The sequence below is a fragment of the Candidatus Paceibacterota bacterium genome, from assembly GCA_035452965.1.
Classification (GTDB): Bacteria; Verrucomicrobiota; Verrucomicrobiia; order Limisphaerales; family UBA8199; genus UBA8199.
In genome coordinates this window covers 33,812-49,523 of sequence record DAOTCE010000035.1, presented here as the reverse complement: position 1 = coordinate 49,523, position 15,712 = coordinate 33,812, and the positions used below count along the sequence as shown (strand labels likewise).

General features: G+C 63.3%; 13 protein-coding genes. 10 read left to right on the top strand and 3 right to left on the bottom strand.

What is annotated here, in order from left to right; all coding sequences use genetic code 11:
* Positions 1-124: 124 nt before the first annotated feature.
* Genes P5205_18910 through P5205_18900 form a run of 3 tightly spaced genes read left to right on the top strand, consistent with a single transcriptional unit; the run spans position 125 to position 2,651 of the window.
* Positions 125-1,270: a DUF1573 domain-containing protein gene (locus P5205_18910; protein ID HSA12434.1), complete on the top strand. Its 1,146-nt coding sequence runs from the start codon at positions 125-127 to the stop codon at positions 1,268-1,270.
* Positions 1,270-1,920, top strand: coding sequence for a rhodanese-like domain-containing protein (locus tag P5205_18905; GenBank protein ID HSA12433.1), 651 nt, complete (start codon positions 1,270-1,272; stop codon positions 1,918-1,920). The genes P5205_18910 and P5205_18905 overlap by 1 nt, the downstream gene beginning before the upstream one ends.
* Positions 1,917-2,651, top strand: a complete 735-nt coding sequence (locus P5205_18900; protein ID HSA12432.1) for a DoxX family protein — start codon at positions 1,917-1,919, stop codon at positions 2,649-2,651. Before P5205_18905 ends, P5205_18900 begins: the two co-directional genes overlap by 4 nt.
* Positions 2,652-2,685: 34 nt before the next feature.
* Here P5205_18900 and P5205_18895 read toward each other — a convergent pair whose 3' ends face one another.
* A complete protein-coding gene (locus P5205_18895; GenBank protein HSA12431.1) occupies positions 2,686-4,437 on the bottom strand; it encodes an amino acid permease in 1,752 nt (583 codons plus the stop codon).
* 225 nt (positions 4,438-4,662) lie between these two features.
* Here P5205_18895 and P5205_18890 point away from each other — a divergent pair, with 225 nt between their 5' ends.
* From P5205_18890 to P5205_18870, 5 genes are all read left to right on the top strand, one after another.
* Positions 4,663-5,355 (top strand): response regulator transcription factor, encoded by a 693-nt coding sequence (locus P5205_18890; GenBank protein ID HSA12430.1) that lies wholly within the window; start codon positions 4,663-4,665, stop codon positions 5,353-5,355.
* Positions 5,356-5,475: 120 nt separating this feature from the next.
* Positions 5,476-6,648: a tetraacyldisaccharide 4'-kinase gene (lpxK, locus tag P5205_18885; GenBank protein ID HSA12429.1), complete on the top strand. Its 1,173-nt coding sequence runs from the start codon at positions 5,476-5,478 to the stop codon at positions 6,646-6,648.
* 2 nt (positions 6,649-6,650) lie between these two features.
* Entirely contained in the window at positions 6,651-7,607 is a 957-nt protein-coding gene (locus P5205_18880; protein HSA12428.1) for a hypothetical protein, read from the top strand.
* Between the two features lie 99 nt (positions 7,608-7,706).
* Positions 7,707-8,792 carry a lipopolysaccharide heptosyltransferase II gene (waaF, locus tag P5205_18875; GenBank protein ID HSA12427.1) on the top strand — a complete coding sequence of 362 codons (1,086 nt, stop codon included), beginning with the start codon at positions 7,707-7,709 and terminating at the stop codon, positions 8,790-8,792.
* A 103-nt stretch (positions 8,793-8,895) separates the two neighbouring features.
* Positions 8,896-9,816 carry a serine O-acetyltransferase gene (locus tag P5205_18870; protein HSA12426.1) on the top strand — a complete coding sequence of 307 codons (921 nt, stop codon included), beginning with the start codon at positions 8,896-8,898 and terminating at the stop codon, positions 9,814-9,816.
* A gap of 19 nt (positions 9,817-9,835) precedes the next feature.
* On the opposite strand, the gene P5205_18865 is transcribed toward P5205_18870, so the two are convergent.
* Positions 9,836-10,735: a PfkB family carbohydrate kinase gene (locus P5205_18865; GenBank protein ID HSA12425.1), complete on the bottom strand. Its 900-nt coding sequence runs from the start codon at positions 10,733-10,735 to the stop codon at positions 9,836-9,838.
* Positions 10,736-10,897: 162 nt separating this feature from the next.
* The gene (locus tag P5205_18860) at positions 10,898-11,893 is read right to left on the bottom strand and encodes a malate dehydrogenase (protein HSA12424.1); all 996 of its coding nucleotides are present in this window, start codon (positions 11,891-11,893) and stop codon (positions 10,898-10,900) included.
* 347 nt (positions 11,894-12,240) lie between these two features.
* Here P5205_18860 and P5205_18855 point away from each other — a divergent pair, with 347 nt between their 5' ends.
* Together P5205_18855 and P5205_18850 are read left to right on the top strand one after the other, a co-directional pair.
* Entirely contained in the window at positions 12,241-14,052 is a 1,812-nt protein-coding gene (locus P5205_18855) for a PAS domain-containing protein (GenBank protein HSA12423.1), read from the top strand.
* Positions 14,049-15,707: a response regulator gene (locus P5205_18850; protein ID HSA12422.1), complete on the top strand. Its 1,659-nt coding sequence runs from the start codon at positions 14,049-14,051 to the stop codon at positions 15,705-15,707. The genes P5205_18855 and P5205_18850 overlap by 4 nt, the downstream gene beginning before the upstream one ends.
* Positions 15,708-15,712: the final 5 nt, after the last annotated feature.

Genomic DNA, 15,712 nt, shown 5'->3' with positions numbered 1-15,712 from the left:
TCCGTTCCCCACATTGCTGAGCGGCAAAGTGTGCTTCGCTAAGGATTCAGGCAATTCGATATGGCCGAGAATTGACTTTTCAGAGCCAGCATTATCTGAGATAATAGGCATTTAGATGCGATATATGAGTGCTTCGATTCAGAAAGCGGTTTGGGTGGCATCCCTCCTGGCTGCGGGACAGGTCGTTGTTGTGGCACAACCGGCGTTAACGCCTCCGGATGCGGCGGCCGCAACCAATGTCCTGGGGCCAAAGATCCAATTTGCAACCCCGATATATGATTTTGGCAGGGTCAGGGCCGGCGAGCCGGTCAAGTACACCTACGTGTTCACGAACACCGGCGACGCGCTGCTGATCCTCAACAGTGTGCAGCCGCAGTGTGGCTGCACCGCAGCGGGTGAGTGGACCCGGCAAGTGGAGCCCGGCAAGACCGGCAACATCCCGATCCAGTTCAACACCACCGGCTACAACGGGCAGTCTCTCAAACAGGTGACCGTGCAATGCAATGTCACCAACCAGCCCACGGTGTTCCTGCAAATCAAAGGGACGATCTACAAGGCGATTGACCTGAATCCGCCCCTGGCCGTGCTCAACGTGTTGCCGGATACGGAGAAGGTTTCCGTGATGGTCACGATCACGAACAATACCGGCGAACCGCTGCTGCTCTCTCCGCCGGAGAGCAATAACCGCATGTTCGCCACCGAGCTTGCCACCAATACTCCGGGCAAGAGCTACCAACTGAAGATTACGACGGTGCCCCCGCTGTCCATGGGGAGTGTGCAGGGCCAGATCAGTCTGCGGACGGGCTGGACGAACCCGCCGACGCTGAGCGTCCCGGTCGTGGCAAACGTGCAGCCGGCCATCGTGGTGGTTCCTTCGTACATCACGCTGGCTCCGGGACCGTTGGCAAACGCGTTAACCAACTCTGTCTCGATCAGGAACCAAAGCACCAATGCCGTGCTTTTGACCGAGCCGACCGTGAACGTCCAGGGTGTGGAAGCCGAGATAAAGGAAATGCAGCCCGGCAAGGCTTTTGCCGCGCTGGTGGCCTTCCCGCAAGGATTCGAGCTGCCTCCGGGCCAGCAGGTCGAGCTGAGGGTCAAGACAAGTCACCCGAGGTTCCCGGTGCTCAAGGTGCCCATCATGCAGATGCCGCGCCCGGCGGTGCCGCCCGGGCCGGTTGCGCCGGCGGTGAGGCCGGCCCCTCCGACGGTGGGCAACCCGCCGTCCAGACCGGCTCCGCCGCCGTTGCCGTCGCCAGCCGGCCGCTAGTGAAAAGTGTCTTGCAGGAAGGCGCGCTGGTGGCAGTGATCGGCGCGGCCCTGGCCTTTGCCGCCAACGGTCTCTCGCCGCGCGGCCTTGAGCTCGCCAGGAACTACTTCCCCGGCACGAAACTGTCCTTGCAGCCTGCCGCCGGGACGAATGTGGCGGGGACTGCCGGCACCGGCACCAACTCCCCCCTGGAGATCCTGGCCGCGCGCCTCCGGGAACACGGCCTGCAACTGGCCAACAGCAATCAAGTAACGCAGCTTTTTCACGACCCCCGCCGGGAACGGGATGAGGTCATCTTTATTGATGCCCGGGACGAGGCGAACTACCGGGCCGGCCATATTCCGGGCGCTTACCTCTTCGACCGGTTCCACCCGGAGAATCACCTGGCCGGCGTGATCGCCGTTTGCCTGACCGCGCAGCAGATCATCTTCTACTGCAACGGCGGGGATTGCGACGACAGCGAGCATGCGGCGATCATGCTGCGGGACAGCATCGACCTGCCGCAGGAGAAGGTGTTTGTGTATGGCGGCGGCTTCTTCGAATGGATCACGAACGGGCTGCCGGTCGAGATCGGGCCGCGCAACAGCGGCCAGTTCACCAATGTGACCCACACCGCGGTTCCCGCCGCCGGCGAGGGCTCGAAACGATGAGCGCCAGTCACGCCACCGACCAGCGCAAGCCCTGGCGGATCGCTGCCCTCCTGGGGAGATGGCTGTTGGGCGGGCTGTTCATCTGCCTGGGCTTGATCAACGTCGTCCACGGGGCTGAGTTCCTGATTTTTGTGCGCCAGCAGCTGCGGGTGACGGACCCGGTGCTGTCGAGCCTGTTCGCACAAATTGCGCCGTGGCTGCAAGTGCTCTATGGGCTGCTGGTGTTGAGCGGCATCGCGCGGAATGCCGCCGCCGTGATCGCCCGCTGGTGGCTGGGCATCCTGTTTATCTTCATGGGTTTGAACAAGGCGTTTCCGCACCCGGAGGCCTTTCTGAAGCTGGTGCGGCAATACGACATGGTGGCCAACCCATTCCTGCTGAACGCGATCGGGGCGGCGCTGCCGTGGTTTGAAGTCTATTGCGGGGCGCTCTTGTTGCTGGGGGTAGCCGTCCGGGGAGCCGCGCTGAACGTGGTGGCAATGCTGGTGCCTTTCACACTCATCGTGCTGAAACGGGCGCTGGCCATTGCCGCGACCACAGGCATTCCCTTCTGCGCGGTGAAGTTCGATTGCGGTTGCGGCGCGGGTGAGGTCTTCATCTGCCACAAGCTGGTCGAGAATACGGTTTTGCTCCTGCTCTCGGTCTGGCTCTTGGCCGGACATGGCCGGAAGTTTTCCCTGCGATTCAGCCTGGTTCGGGAGAAGGAAGAGCCCGTTGGGAAGGTCGGGTGAGTTGTCTTGCGGTCGGCCGGGGAGCGGGAACCCTTCAGCCAATCACGATCAGGTGCATGGATTCGGGCAGGTTGGCGGCGACACGGGTCACGACGTTTCCCTTCAGGAGATTGACCAGGGCGGCCCGGCGGCTGCCGCCGAGCACGACGGTGTCCACGCCGAAGGTCGCCGCAATGTCAATGATGGTGTCCGCCGGAGAGTCGCTGACGCTGTAGAGCTTGTTGACCTTCAACCCGCCCGCCTCGGATTCCAGCCGGGTAAACAGCACCCTGGCGTCGGGGTCTTCCTGCCAGTTGCTGACCATGGCAATGTTCACGGCGACTTCCCGGACGTAGAGCACGAGCAAATGCGCGCCGCGCACCCGGGCTTCCTCCAGGGCAAACTGCAGGGCCGGAGTCCAGCCGCGGGCGGCGACGAGTATAGATTGGCCGATGAACTGGCCCGCGGCGGGGCTGGGGACGGGCGGGGACGCGCGAGCCGGCACGGCGGGGGCTTCCGGATGCAGAAAATGGCCGCGCGCGAACTGGCGAACGCTGAAGCCCACAACCAACACGACGACCACGAAAATCAAGGCGTGGCTCTTGCTCAAGGCGATCGTGATCCAGATCGCCGCCAGCAGCAGAAGGGTCAGCTTCATCACCAGGCGCTCGCGGCCGCTCAAAGGGAGCGTCCGGGCGAAGGCGCAACTGCCGATATCGAGGATGATGGCGCCGACCACGCCGATGGCGTAAAGGCTGGCCAGGGCCTCGACCGAGTCGTTGAGGTCCAGCACGATGACGGGCAGGATGGTGGCGGCAATCAGCGCCACCCAAGGGACGCCGAAGCGGTTGAGTTGGGTGAAGGTGGCGGGCAACTCGCGGTCGTGGGCCATGACGAAAAGCAGGGAGACCATGCCGCCGATGGCGGTGTTGACGGCCGAGAGCAGCAACAGGGCGAATACCCAGCCGACCACTTTGCCAAACCCGGGCCCGACGAAGATCTCGCCCATAAACCGGAGCATGTCTTCCTTGTGTTCCCGCAACTGGGCTTCCTCCACCGGCAGGCACATGGCCAGCACGCTGAGGCAGGCGGTGGCGAGGACCACCTCGATCATGACGACGGTGACGGCGCGCCGCGAGGTGACGCGCACGGACGGCTTGTCCAGGGTGGCGTCCGGGTCCAACTGCATGACGCCGGTGCTGCTGGCGGCGGCTTCGACGCCGGAGAGGGCGAGGATCATGCCCACAAAAGCCACCCAGTTGGGCAGCAACCCGCCTGTCGGCGGGCGCGCCTGGAAATTGCCCAGGTGCGGCAGACCACCAATGATGAGGATCAGGACGATGGCGAACACCGGCAGCGCCAGCCAGATGGCCATGCTGCCCGTGTGTTTGGGGCCGAAGAAATTAATCGCGCCCATGAGGAAGATGGCGGTAATGGCCCATTTCTTGGCGGCGACTTGGTCGAAGCCAAGATAATGAAAGGCGTCCAGGCAACTGAGCGACGCCGTGACAATGAAGTCGGCCAGCAACAGCAATCCGCCCACCATGGCCAACCGGCGGGAGTGAATGCCGGCCGCGGTATAGACTCCGCCACCGGTCGCAAAGCACCGGCAGACCCAAATGTAATTGATGCCGACAAGGCCGGTGACCAGGCAAACGGCCAGCAAGTGCGGCAGGGCAGTAAAGCCGACGAGCAGGACTCCCAGCCCGATGACGTAAGCTTTGCTGGTGCCCCAATCACCGTAGAGCAGTGCCGCCGCACGCACCCAGCCCACATTCCGTGGGCGTCCTATGGTGCTGATGTCCATGTCGCTGGATTAACACCTCCGCGTAAACCCGCATTCATCATCGGCTTCCATACCAATGGCTTCTCCCGGTGGCAAGCTTGTTCTGGCGGGAGTTAGGCGGTGGCGCCTGCTTCGGTTCTCATTTGGTCCGCATTCGCGCTTTACTAGCAATGAAGGATCGGCTTAAATCCAGTTGCCAGAAGGCAAAAGCGGGGCACAACTGCCTCGCGGCAGACGACGCAAAAGGTGAGCGCAAAGAAACAGATCATCAAAGTGCTGGTAACGGACGATCACCCGGTGGTTCGCAAGGGATTGCAGTCCTTCCTCAGCAAGCAGGGGCATATTCGGGTTGTCGGTGAGGCCGCTGACGGGGATGAAGCATTACGCAAATCGCGCGAGCTGAAGCCGGATGTCGTGCTGATGGACATTTCGATGCCGGGCATGGATGGTTTGACCGTCACCCAGGTGCTGCGCAAGGAAGCGCCGCGAATTAAAGTGCTGGTGCTTTCGGTGCACCGAAACAAAGAGGCCATATTCCGCGTCATCCAGGCCGGGGCGCATGGGTATGTCTCCAAGGAGGCGCCCCCGGAGCATGTGGTCAAGGCCATTGACTCGGTGCATGGGGGTGAACCTTATTTCCCTGAGGAAACCGCGCGTGCCGTGCTCAATGAATTTGTGGCCGGGGGCGGCAAGAAGGAGCCCTTTTCGCAGCTTACCGACCGCGAGCGCGAGGTCCTGGTTCTGATCGCCGAGGGCAAGAGCAACAAGGAGATTGCCGACAAATTGGGAATTGGCGTTCGCACGATCGAGACCCATCGGGAGCGAATCATGCGCCGGCTCAACATTCACTCGGTGGCCGGCCTCACCAAATACGCCATCGCCAACGGGTTGGTCTCGCTCGAAGAAGGCCCTCCAGCGCCCCGGGCTCCGGGCCATTAGAGGCAAGCCGCCAGGCGCTCGCGGCGCCGGGCGCTGTGGTCCAATCTCCGCAAGGGTCAATGGGCCATCTCCAGGGCTTCGGCTTGCCCTGTCCCGATCCCTTTGCCACACTGAGCGCACATGCGTGAAAGGTTTCGGGCGTGGACTGAGAGACTGGAGACCTTCCTCCTGGAAGTGATTGTCGAAGAGCGGCGCGGGACGCGCGAATCGCTTGTTCGGGGCCTGCTCTATGCCTGCTCGAAGCTCTTCCAGGCGGCCATCAAGACCCGCCGGTTCCTTTACAACGTGCGCATCCTGCGCGACACCACACTGGGCGTGCAGGTCATTGCGGTCGGCAACCTGACCGTCGGCGGCACCGGGAAGACCCCGGTCGTGGAGAAATTCGCCCGCGAACTCCGCGATCAGGGCCGCAACGTTGCCATCCTCTCCCGCGGCTACCGCTCCAAGCCGGCCCCGGTCTATGAAAGGCTGCTCAACCGGCTCTTCTTCCGGAGCGACACCACCCCGCCACGCGTGGTGTCGGACGGAAAATCCCTGCTGCTCGATTCCGAAATGGCGGGCGACGAGCCATACATGCTGGCCTCGAACCTGAAGGACGTGGTCGTTTTGGTGGACAAGGATCGCGTCAAGAGCGGCCGTTACGCCATCGAGAAGTTTGGCTGCGACACCCTCCTGCTCGACGATGGTTATCAGTACTGGAAGCTCCGCGGCCGGCGGCTGGACATCGTGCTGGTTGACCACCAGCAGCCCTTCGGCACCGAGCGGCTGCTGCCGCGCGGCACTTTGCGCGAACCGCCCGACCACCTGGCCCGCGCCAGCACCATCCTCATCACCAAGAGCAATGGCGACACCGCCGAGCTGCGCCGGCGCATCGCCCGGTTCAATCCGGGCGCCGGCATCATCGAATGCATCCATCATCCACTTTACCTGGAGGACGTGTTCAGCGGGGAGCGCCTGCGCCTCGAAACGTTGAAAGGGCGCAAGGTCGCCTCGCTGAGCGGCATCGCGCAGCCCGAGAGCTTCGAGCAGAGCCTCGTTCAACTCGGCGCGGAGCTGGTCTATTCCAAGCGGTTTGCGGACCACCACCGGTTCACGCAGCAGGAGGTGCTCAACACCATCAACCGCAGCAAGAAACGGCAGGCCGAGATGATTGTCACCACGCAAAAGGACGCGGTGCGCTTCCCGAAGATTGACCGGCGGGACTTGCAGATTTGCTTCATGCGCGTCGAGATCAAGATCTTGCGGGGCGCGGACGACTTTCAGGACTGCGTGCGCAAAATTTGCTTCCGGTGACCATGGAAACGCTGCTTTATGTTCTGGTCCGCGCCCTGGTGGCCTTGCTTCAGGTGCTGCCGCTCACCTGGGTGGCGCGCCTGGGGCGCGGCGGTGGCGCGCTGGCCTTCTGGCTGGATCGGCGCCACCGGCGCGTCACGCTGCGCAACCTGACCATGTGTTTTGGCGCGGAGAAATCCCGCGCCGAAATCCGGGAACTGGCGCGAGAGAACTTCCGGCGCATCGGCGAGAATTACGCCTGCGCCATCAAGACGGCGGCCATGAGTTTCGAAGAGCTGCGCGCACGGGTGGAGTTTGCCGGCAACCCCCGCATACTGGCGCCTCCTGCCGACCGGAAGCCGCAGAGCGTCGTCGCCGCTATCGGGCATTTCGGGAACTTTGAGCTCTACGCCCGCTTTGGCCAGTTTGCCCCCGCTTATCAATGCGCCACCACCTACCGCGGGCTCCGCCAGCCTTCCCTCAACCGTCTGCTGCAATCCCTGCGCGAGCGTTCCGGCTGTGTCTTCTTCGAGCGCCGTTTCGACGCCCCCGCGCTGAAGGCGTTCATGAACCAACCGGGCATCATGCTGGGACTCCTTTCCGACCAGTCAAGCGGCGCGTTGCGCGTGCCGTTTTTGGGGCGCGACTGCGCCACGTCGGCAGCCCCGGCCATCTTCGCGCTGCGTTACCGTTGCGCGCTGATTACGGGTATTTGCTATCGAGTCGGCCTGGCCCGCTGGCACATCGAGGCGGGCGCCGAAATTCCCACTCACGAGAACGGCCGGCCCCGTTCCACCGCCGATATCATGCGCGACGTGAACCGCGCCTTCGAAGCCGCCGTGCGCCGCGATCCCGCCAACTGGTTCTGGGTCCACAGGCGATGGAAGCCGCCGCCTGCCAGCGCCCGGAAATCCGCGGTTCGCGAGTTGGAATCCACGCCGGCGGCCAACCATGGCGCCATGCCACGAAATGCCGGATAGCCGACTGCGCATATCGCTGTGCCGGACCATCCTCCATCCTCCACCCATTCTCCTGGCCGCGTTCTCATCCGCGGCGTCAATTGGCTTGGTGACGCGGTGATGACCACGCCTGCGTTGCAGCGCCTCCGCGAAGCGCTGCCCGAGGCGCACCTGGCCTTGCTCACACCGGACAAGCTCGCAGACCTTTGGCAGCATCATCCCAGCCTGAACGCGGTGATCCCTTTCTCCCCCGGCGAAAGCCCGTGGTCCGTCGCCCGCCGGCTGCGGGGTGGGGCGTTCCAAAGCGCATTAGTGCTCCCCAATTCGCATCGCTCCGCCTTTGAAGTTTGGCTGGCACGGATTCCCCAACGCATTGGTTACGCCCGGCCCTGGCGAAGCTGGCTGCTCACGCAACCAATCGCCCCGCGTCCCGGTCAGATGCGGATGCCCAAACGCTCCGTCAGCGAAGTAAACCGCCTGGTCCGAATGAGCGCGGGCAATCCGTCTGCTGCACGCCCCCGTTCGCCGCACCGCACCGCCCACCAGATTCACGATTACCTTCACCTGGCTGAGGCGTTGGGCGCGAGCCCGGAAGCACTCCCGCCGAAGCTGGAAGTCACCTCGGCGGAATTGCGACAGGCAGAGGCAATGTTCCTGTCGGAATGGCGGAAAAGAACGCCGAACTCCACTCCGGCTCAACCGCCAATTCTCCTTGGCCTGAATCCCGGCGCGGAATACGGCCCCGCCAAACGCTGGCCTTCGGAGAGCTTTGCCGCGGTCGCGCGTGCTATCGCGCAACAAACCCGACACTGCTTCTGGTTCGCTTTCGGTGGCCCGGGCGATACGCAGGTCTGCGAAGTTATCGCCCGGCTCGCCGGAGGAAGCGTGCTGAATCTCGCCGGGAAGACCTCCCTGCGCCAGCTCATGGCGTTGCTTAAACTCTGCCGCGTCGTGCTCACCAACGACACTGGCCCCATGCACGTTGCCGCCGCCCTCGGCACGCCGGTCGTGGTTCCTTTTGGCAGCACCTCGCCGGAGTTGACCGGGCCTGGTTTGCCGGAAGAGCCTCGCCATCGGTTGCTCAAGGCCACCGTGCCGTGCGCGCCTTGTTTCCGCCGTGCTTGTCCCATTGACTTCCGCTGCATGAACGGCATCACCCCAGACCGCGTTGCCGAATCCATCGCGCAGGTGCTTTCGCCAAGGTAGACCTCGCGAGGCGGTTGGATTTCGGCCCGGGGGGGCTGCGGTGTGTTTTGACTGGCGCCTTCCTCCACTTGCGTCCACCCCCTCGTTGCCGGATACTCATCACATGCCGTTGACTGTTACCCATCTCACCGACCGCTTGATGGCTTCGTACGCCAGCGCGGGCGGCATCAACCACCTGGACGGCAAGAACCTGCCCTCCAAACGCGCCATCGCGCTCGTAACCGCCGATCTGCTTCGGTTGCTCTTCCCCGGCTTCTTCGACGAGAAGCTGGTTCATTCCTCGGCGCTCCGGTCTTCCACCTCCCCGCTCATCGAGTCCGTCCTGCGCAGCCTGGAAGATGAAATCACCAAGAGCCTTGAATACAGCCCACCGCCCGAACTGCCCAGGAAGGGCCTGCGCCCGATTGCGCGCACCCTGACGCTCGAGTTTCTCGCCAGCCTGCCCCGCCTCCGCGAACTGCTCCAGACCGACACCGAAGCCGCCTACAACGGCGACCCGGCGGCCCTCAGCAAGGAGGAGGTAATTGTGGCCTATCCCTGCATCGAGGCCATCGCCGTGCAGCGCCTGGCGCATGAGTTGTATCTCAAGAACGTCTCACTCATTCCTCGCATTATGACTGAGTGGGCGCACACCCGCACAGGCATGGATTTGCATCCCGGCGCGCGAATTGGCTCCCACTTCTTCGTGGACCATTGCACCGGGACTGTTGTCGGAGAGACGACCATTCTCGGCAACCACGTCAAGATGTATCAGGGCGTGGGGCTGGTGGCGAAATCCCTGGCCGCCGGACAGCAACTTCGCGGCCAGAAGCGCCACCCCACCATCGAAGACAACGTGACTATTTATGCCGGCGCCACCATCATGGGCGGGGACACGGTGGTAGGTGAAGGCAGCACCATCGGGGCGAACGTCTTTCTCACCACCAGCGTCCCGCCGCATTCTCTGGTTGTCCAGGAAGAGGCCAACGTCAAAGTTATGCGCAAGAAAGACAAGACCCGTCCTCTCGAAGATTTCCACATCTGACGCCGGCGGCTGCGCTCCGCTAGAACCGGGTCAGACGTTCCAACTCCTGCACGCGCTTTTCAATCTCGGCCTGCGTTACTCGTGTTGTGTGCTGCAGGCCGAAGCCCTCGCAGCAGAACGAGGCCACCACACTCCCGTAAATCATCGCCCGCCGGATATGGCGATCAATTGGCCCCTTGGCCGCCGCCAGGTAACCCATCATGCCGCCCGCAAACGAATCCCCGGCTCCCGTCGGGTCCACCACGCGCTGCAGCGGATAGGCCGGGCAGATGAACATGCCTCGGGGACAGGACAACACCGAGCCATGCGAACCTTGCTTGATAACCACATATCGCGGTCCGAGTTGGTGGATCTGCTTGAACGCGGAGCGCATGTTATCTTCCCCGGTCAACTGCTGCGCCTCGCTGTCATTGAGCACGAACGCATCCACTCGCTTGAGCAGTTTCAACAGGTCTGGCCGGGCCACCTTGAGCCACAAATCCATGGTGTCGGCTGCCACGAACCGGGGGCGTTGCATCTGGTCCAACACGCGATGCTGCAAAGCGGGCGCGATGTTGGCCAGCAGCACGAACGGCGCCGCCTGATACGCCTTGGGCAGCTCCGGTTTGAAGTTCTCAAACACACCCAACTCGGTCAGCAACGTCCGCCGATTGTTCATGTTCGCCTCATATTCCCCCGACCAGTGGAAGGTCTTCCCCGGCACCCGCTGCAGACCCGCCAGGTCAATGCCGTGGCGCTCGTAAAGCCGTAGATAGCGCTGCGGGAAATCGTTTCCCACCACCCCGACCAATTTGACCGGAGCGAAGAAGCTGGCCGCCACGGAAGCATGGCTGGCTGAGCCGCCCAGCAGCCGGGGGTTCTCCGCCTTCGGGGTCTTGATGGAGTCCAGCGCGGTCGAACCGACAATCAACACACTCATATCAATGCAAGTCGCTTTCTCGTAGTGAACGGCGGAACCTAGTGAATCCCGCCGTCCGCGGCAATGTGTAAACACTCCTCTGCCGCGCCTGTCTTGGCGCCGCTGTGAGATAGAGCCAGCCAACTGGCCAACCTCCAGGGCGATGCTGCCTCTGCCCGTCCTCTATCGTCTGTCATCGCCGAGCAGGTCTTTGACCATCGCCCGCTCCTCCTTCAGTTCGTTAATGGTGATTTCAATTTTGGCGCGGCTGAAGTCGTTAATGGTCAGGCCCTGGACAACTTCCAATTCGTGGCCGTTGCTGTGGATGGGGAACGAACTGATGAGGCCCGGCTCGACGCCGTAGCTGCCGTCGGAGCAGATGCAGAGACTGTGCCAGTCGCTGGCGTGGGTCGGGTGAATGATCGAATAGACGGTGTCCACGATGGCCACCGCCGCGCTGGCGGCGCTTGAGGCTGAGCGGGCCTTAAGAATTGCCGCGCCGCGCTGCTGAACTGCGGTGATGAACTCTCCCTTCAGCCAGGCTTCATCGCTGATGACCTGCGTCACGGGCTTGCCCTTGATCTTGGCGTTGTGGAAATCGGGATACTGCGTCGAGGAATGGTTGCCCCAAATGCAGACGTTGGTGACGGTGGTCACGTCTAAGCCCGCCTTTTTGGCCAGTTGCGCCTTGGCGCGATTCTCGTCCAGTCGCGTCATGGCGAAGAAGCGGTCGCGGGGGATTTCGGGCGCGTTGTGCATGGTGATGAGGCAGTTGGTATTGCACGGATTGCCCACCACCAGGATGCGCACGTCCGCGGCGGCGTGCCGTTGCAGCGCCTGGCCCTGCACGACGAAGATCTTGGCGTTGACGCCCAGCAAGTCCTTGCGCTCCATGCCGGGCTTGCGCGGCGCAGCGCCGACCAGCAGCACCCAGTTGACCCCGCGGAACCCCTCCTCGAGACTGGAAGTGACCACGACGCCCTTGAGCAGCGGAAAGCCGCCGTCCTCCAACTCCATCGCCAGGCCCTGCAGCGCCGGTATAGCGGCGGGGACTTCAATCAGGTGCAGAATCAGCGGCTGGTGCGCGCCGAACATCGAGCCCGAAGCGATGCGGAACAAGAGGGCGTAACCAATCTGGCCGGCGGCACCGGTAACAGCAACGCGAATGGGTCTGTTCATAATTTCTTGTGCAGGTCGCCCGCAATATGCGTTGCTCTTGCCTTGGGCGCAAGCCCGGAAGCGGGCCGTTCGCGCAATGCCAGGAGGGGACTGATTCGGCTGTATGGGGTGATTACCCCATATGCGAGCGGACGGGTATGCCTACAATCGGAGGAGCAGTAGATGCAGCCATCTCCGACCTCAGTTATGCGAACAGTTGTACCACGCGCCGGCAGCGCTGGTGTATGCTCAAGGGCGCTCGGTCGGGGAACGGCATTGGCGTCGAAGACCGGCGGGCACAGCAATGCGCTGTTCTGGCAGGCCGAGGCGGTTTATGTTGGGGTGCGAATGCCGATGCAAAACGTGCAATGAGCAGGACAATCACCAGGGTTGCCAAGGTGGCCGCAGTGGCGGCGGCCGGCTGCCTGGGCTATCAAGCAAACGGGCCGAGCTTTCCTGACCAGGCGACCGCTTGGCCCTCGGCGAGCCTGGCGTTCGCCGCGGCGGTTGTGGCCGGACGCCGACAGCGCAAGACGGCAGAGCAGCGCGCGGCGGTCTTCTCCAGTTTGGGCCATCGCCTCGGTGCCGTCCGGACGCCGAAGGAAGCCGGAAGGATCATTCTGGAAGCGGCCGATGCGCTCTGGCAATGGGACGCGGGTGTGCTCGATTTGTGTTCGGCCGATGTGGCGTCCGTCACCCCCGTGCTTTGCCTGGACACGATCGACGGGCAGCGCATCGAGATTGCGCCGGAACCCGGCTCGTCGCGGCTCAGCGCGATTGCGCGGCGAGCGCTCGAACATGGTCCACAACTGATCTTGCGCCCCCCCCTGGCAACAGTTCCGCCGGATGTCTTTCCCTTCGGGGACCGGGCGCGTCCTTCGGCCTCGTTGATGTACGTTCCCGTGCGCAAGAACTCCCAGACCATTGGCATCCTGTCCCTTCAAAGCTACACGCCGAACGCCTATACGGAAGAGGACACGCGCACCCTGCAAGCGCTGGCGGACCATTGCGGCGGGGCGCTGGAACGGATTCGCGCCGAGGCCGCGCTGAGCGAGAGCAACGAGCGCCTGCGGATGGCGCTGACCTCCGGCAAAATGGGGACCTGGACGCGCGAATTGGTCCAGGGACGTATCTTGTTGTCCCCGGAAGTCGAAGCTATTTTCGGGCTGCGGCCCGGCGAGTTCCCGGGAACCGAGCAAGCGCTTTACGAACTCATCCACCCGGAGGACCGGGAGGTGATCCGCCAGGCTTTCGCCCGGTCCATTGAGATCCAGACCGATTACGAAGCGGAGTTTCGTTTTCTGCCGCGCGGCGGGCCGCCCGGCTGGATGCTTGGCCGCGGGCGCGCTTGTCGCGACGCCACCGGCAAGCCCATTCGCATGGTGGGCGTAGTTATTGACGTGACGGCCCGCAAAGTGGCGGAACAGGAAATTCGCGGACTCAATGCCGAGCTGGAGCGGCGGGTGCGGGAACGCACCGCGGAACTGGAGGCGACCAACCAGGAGCTGGAAGCCTTCGCCTATTCTGTTTCCCATGACCTTCGAGCGCCGCTCCGGGCCATTCGCGGATTCAGCGAGGTGCTGCTCGATCGCCACCTCGGCCAGCTGGATGAGGAGGGGCGGGACTTTCTGCGCCGCGCCTGCCATGCCAGCCAGCGGATGGACCGGCTGATCGAAGACCTGCTGAAGCTGTCGCGCGTCGGCCGGAGCGAGTTGCGCTGGCAAAGAGTCAATCTTAGCGCGCTGGCCGAGACGGTTGCCGCCGAGTTGCGGCGCGCCGAGCCAGGGCGCGCGGCGCAGTTTATCATTCAGCCGAACCTGCAGGCTGAGGGTGACGAACGCCTGTTGAAGGTCCTGCTGGACAACCTGCTGGGCAACGCGTGGAAGTTCACCAGGCAACAGCCCGGCGCCCGCATCGAATTCGGCGTCAGCCTCCAGCCGGAGCCGGCGTACTTCGTGCGGGACAATGGCGTCGGCTTCGACATGGCCCACGCCAGCAAGCTTTTTGGGGTCTTTCAGCGGCTCCACCCGGCCGGCGAGTTTCCCGGCACGGGCATTGGCCTGGCCACTGTGCAGCGGATCATCAAACGTCATCGTGGCCGCGTGTGGGCCACCGGGGTTGCCAACCAGGGCGCGACATTCTACTTTGTGCTTCCGGACACGCGAGATTTTGAACTGTGAACCAGCCAATCAAGGTATTGCTCATCGAAGATTCGGCTGACGACGCGGCACTGCTGAAGATCGAGCTGCAACGAGCCGGCTTTGCGCCGGTCTGGCACCGCGTGGAGACGCGCGAAGAGTTGGTGGCCGCGCTGGATCGGCAGGAATGGGACCTCATCATCGCTGACTACCGGCTGCCGCGCTTTGACGGTCTGGAGGCGATGACGCTGGTCAGAGAAAGGGGGCTGGACCTGCCGTTTATTGTCGTCTCGGGCTTCATTACCGAAGAGACGGCTGTGGCGGCCATGAAAGCGGGCGCGCATGACTACGTGATGAAGGACAAGCTGGCGCGGCTCGGCCCGGCGGTCGAGCGCGAGCTGCGCGACGCCCGGGTTCGGCGCGAGCGCCGGCGCTCGGAGCTGCAATTAAGGGCCCAGCACACCATCACTTTGATTCTGGCCACCACCGCCTCGCTCGACGAAGCGGTGCCGGCCATCGTGCAGGCACTGCTCGACAGCTTGCAAATGGATCTGGGAGCGCTCTGGACCGTGGATCCCCAGCAAGCGGTGCTCAAGCCCACCGTGCTGACTTTGAGCGCCCCGTCACCCGCGCTAAACACTTTCCTTGAAGAGAACCGCCGCCGGACGCTTCACTCCGGCGCAAGTCTGGCCGGGCGCGTGTGGGAGCAACGGCGGGCAATTTGGGTCGTTGACCTGGCTCAGGATACCGGGTTTCTCGTGCGCGACTCGGCGGCCCGGGCCGGGTTGCAGAGCGCCACCGCCTTTCCGATTCAAAGCGGGGGCAATTTCTTCGGCGTCCTGGAGTTCTTCGCGCTGCGCCGCCTGGAAGCCGACGTGGCGCTGCTCAACATGATGACCGCCATCAGCAGCGAGATCGGCCAGTTCCTGCAGCGGCGCAACGCGGAGGAAGCCTTGCGCCGCGCCCACGACGAACTGGAAACGCGTGTGCTGCAGCGCACCGCCGAGCTGAAGACTGCCAACGACCGGCTCGAGGCCGCGATCGCTGAGCGCCGGCGGCTTGAATTTGAGTTGCTGGAGATCACGGAGAAGGAGCGGCGGCGCATCGGCCTGGACCTGCACGATGATCTGGGCCAGCAACTATCCGGTCTGGCGCTCATGACCAAGGGGCTGGAACTCAAACTCGGCCGGCGGGGGGTTGCGGAAGCCGCGGATGCCGCCCGAATACATAAACTCGTCCAACAGGCCATGAGCCATGCACGTGACCTGGCTCAGGATCTGGCTACGCTGGACTTGAAGAGAGAGGATTTGACTGCTGCCCTGAAGGGCCTCGCCCGGCACGCTTCGGACCTGTTCAAGGTTTCCTGCGAGTTCAAGGCGGAGGGAACCATCCCGAACCTCGAGACAGACATTGCCAGTCAGCTGTACAAGATTGCCCAGGAAGCAGTGACCAATGCCATCAAACACGGCAAGGCCAAACAGGTCGGCATCGGCCTGGCCAACGGCGCCGCCGAAGTGGTTCTTACGATACATAACGACGGGCTGCCGTTTCCAAAGCTGCAGGGATCTTCCACGGGCATGGGGCTGCGCATTATGAACTATCGCGCGAACCTCATTGGCGCCTCGTTCGAAATCAAGGCCTCCGGCTCGCGGGGCACGCGCGTCATTTGCTCGGTGCCGATCGAGAAGAAGAAGTAATCAAC

Bases quoted from the DNA above. Each gene is read 5' to 3' on its own strand.
- P5205_18910 (HSA12434.1), top strand. From the start codon at position 125: ATGAGTGCTTCGATTCAGAAAGCGGTTTGGGTGGCATCCCTCCTGGCT.
- P5205_18900 (HSA12432.1), top strand. From the start codon at position 1,917: ATGAGCGCCAGTCACGCCACCGACCAGCGCAAGCCCTGGCGGATCGCT.
- P5205_18895 (HSA12431.1), bottom strand. From the start codon at position 4,437: ATGGACATCAGCACCATAGGACGCCCACGGAATGTGGGCTGGGTGCGT.
- lpxK (HSA12429.1), top strand. From the start codon at position 5,476: ATGCGTGAAAGGTTTCGGGCGTGGACTGAGAGACTGGAGACCTTCCTC.
- P5205_18880 (HSA12428.1), top strand. From the start codon at position 6,651: ATGGAAACGCTGCTTTATGTTCTGGTCCGCGCCCTGGTGGCCTTGCTT.
- waaF (HSA12427.1), top strand. From the start codon at position 7,707: ATGACCACGCCTGCGTTGCAGCGCCTCCGCGAAGCGCTGCCCGAGGCG.
- P5205_18870 (HSA12426.1), top strand. From the start codon at position 8,896: ATGCCGTTGACTGTTACCCATCTCACCGACCGCTTGATGGCTTCGTAC.
- P5205_18865 (HSA12425.1), bottom strand. From the start codon at position 10,735: ATGAGTGTGTTGATTGTCGGTTCGACCGCGCTGGACTCCATCAAGACC.
- P5205_18860 (HSA12424.1), bottom strand. From the start codon at position 11,893: ATGAACAGACCCATTCGCGTTGCTGTTACCGGTGCCGCCGGCCAGATT.
- P5205_18855 (HSA12423.1), top strand. From the start codon at position 12,241: ATGAGCAGGACAATCACCAGGGTTGCCAAGGTGGCCGCAGTGGCGGCG.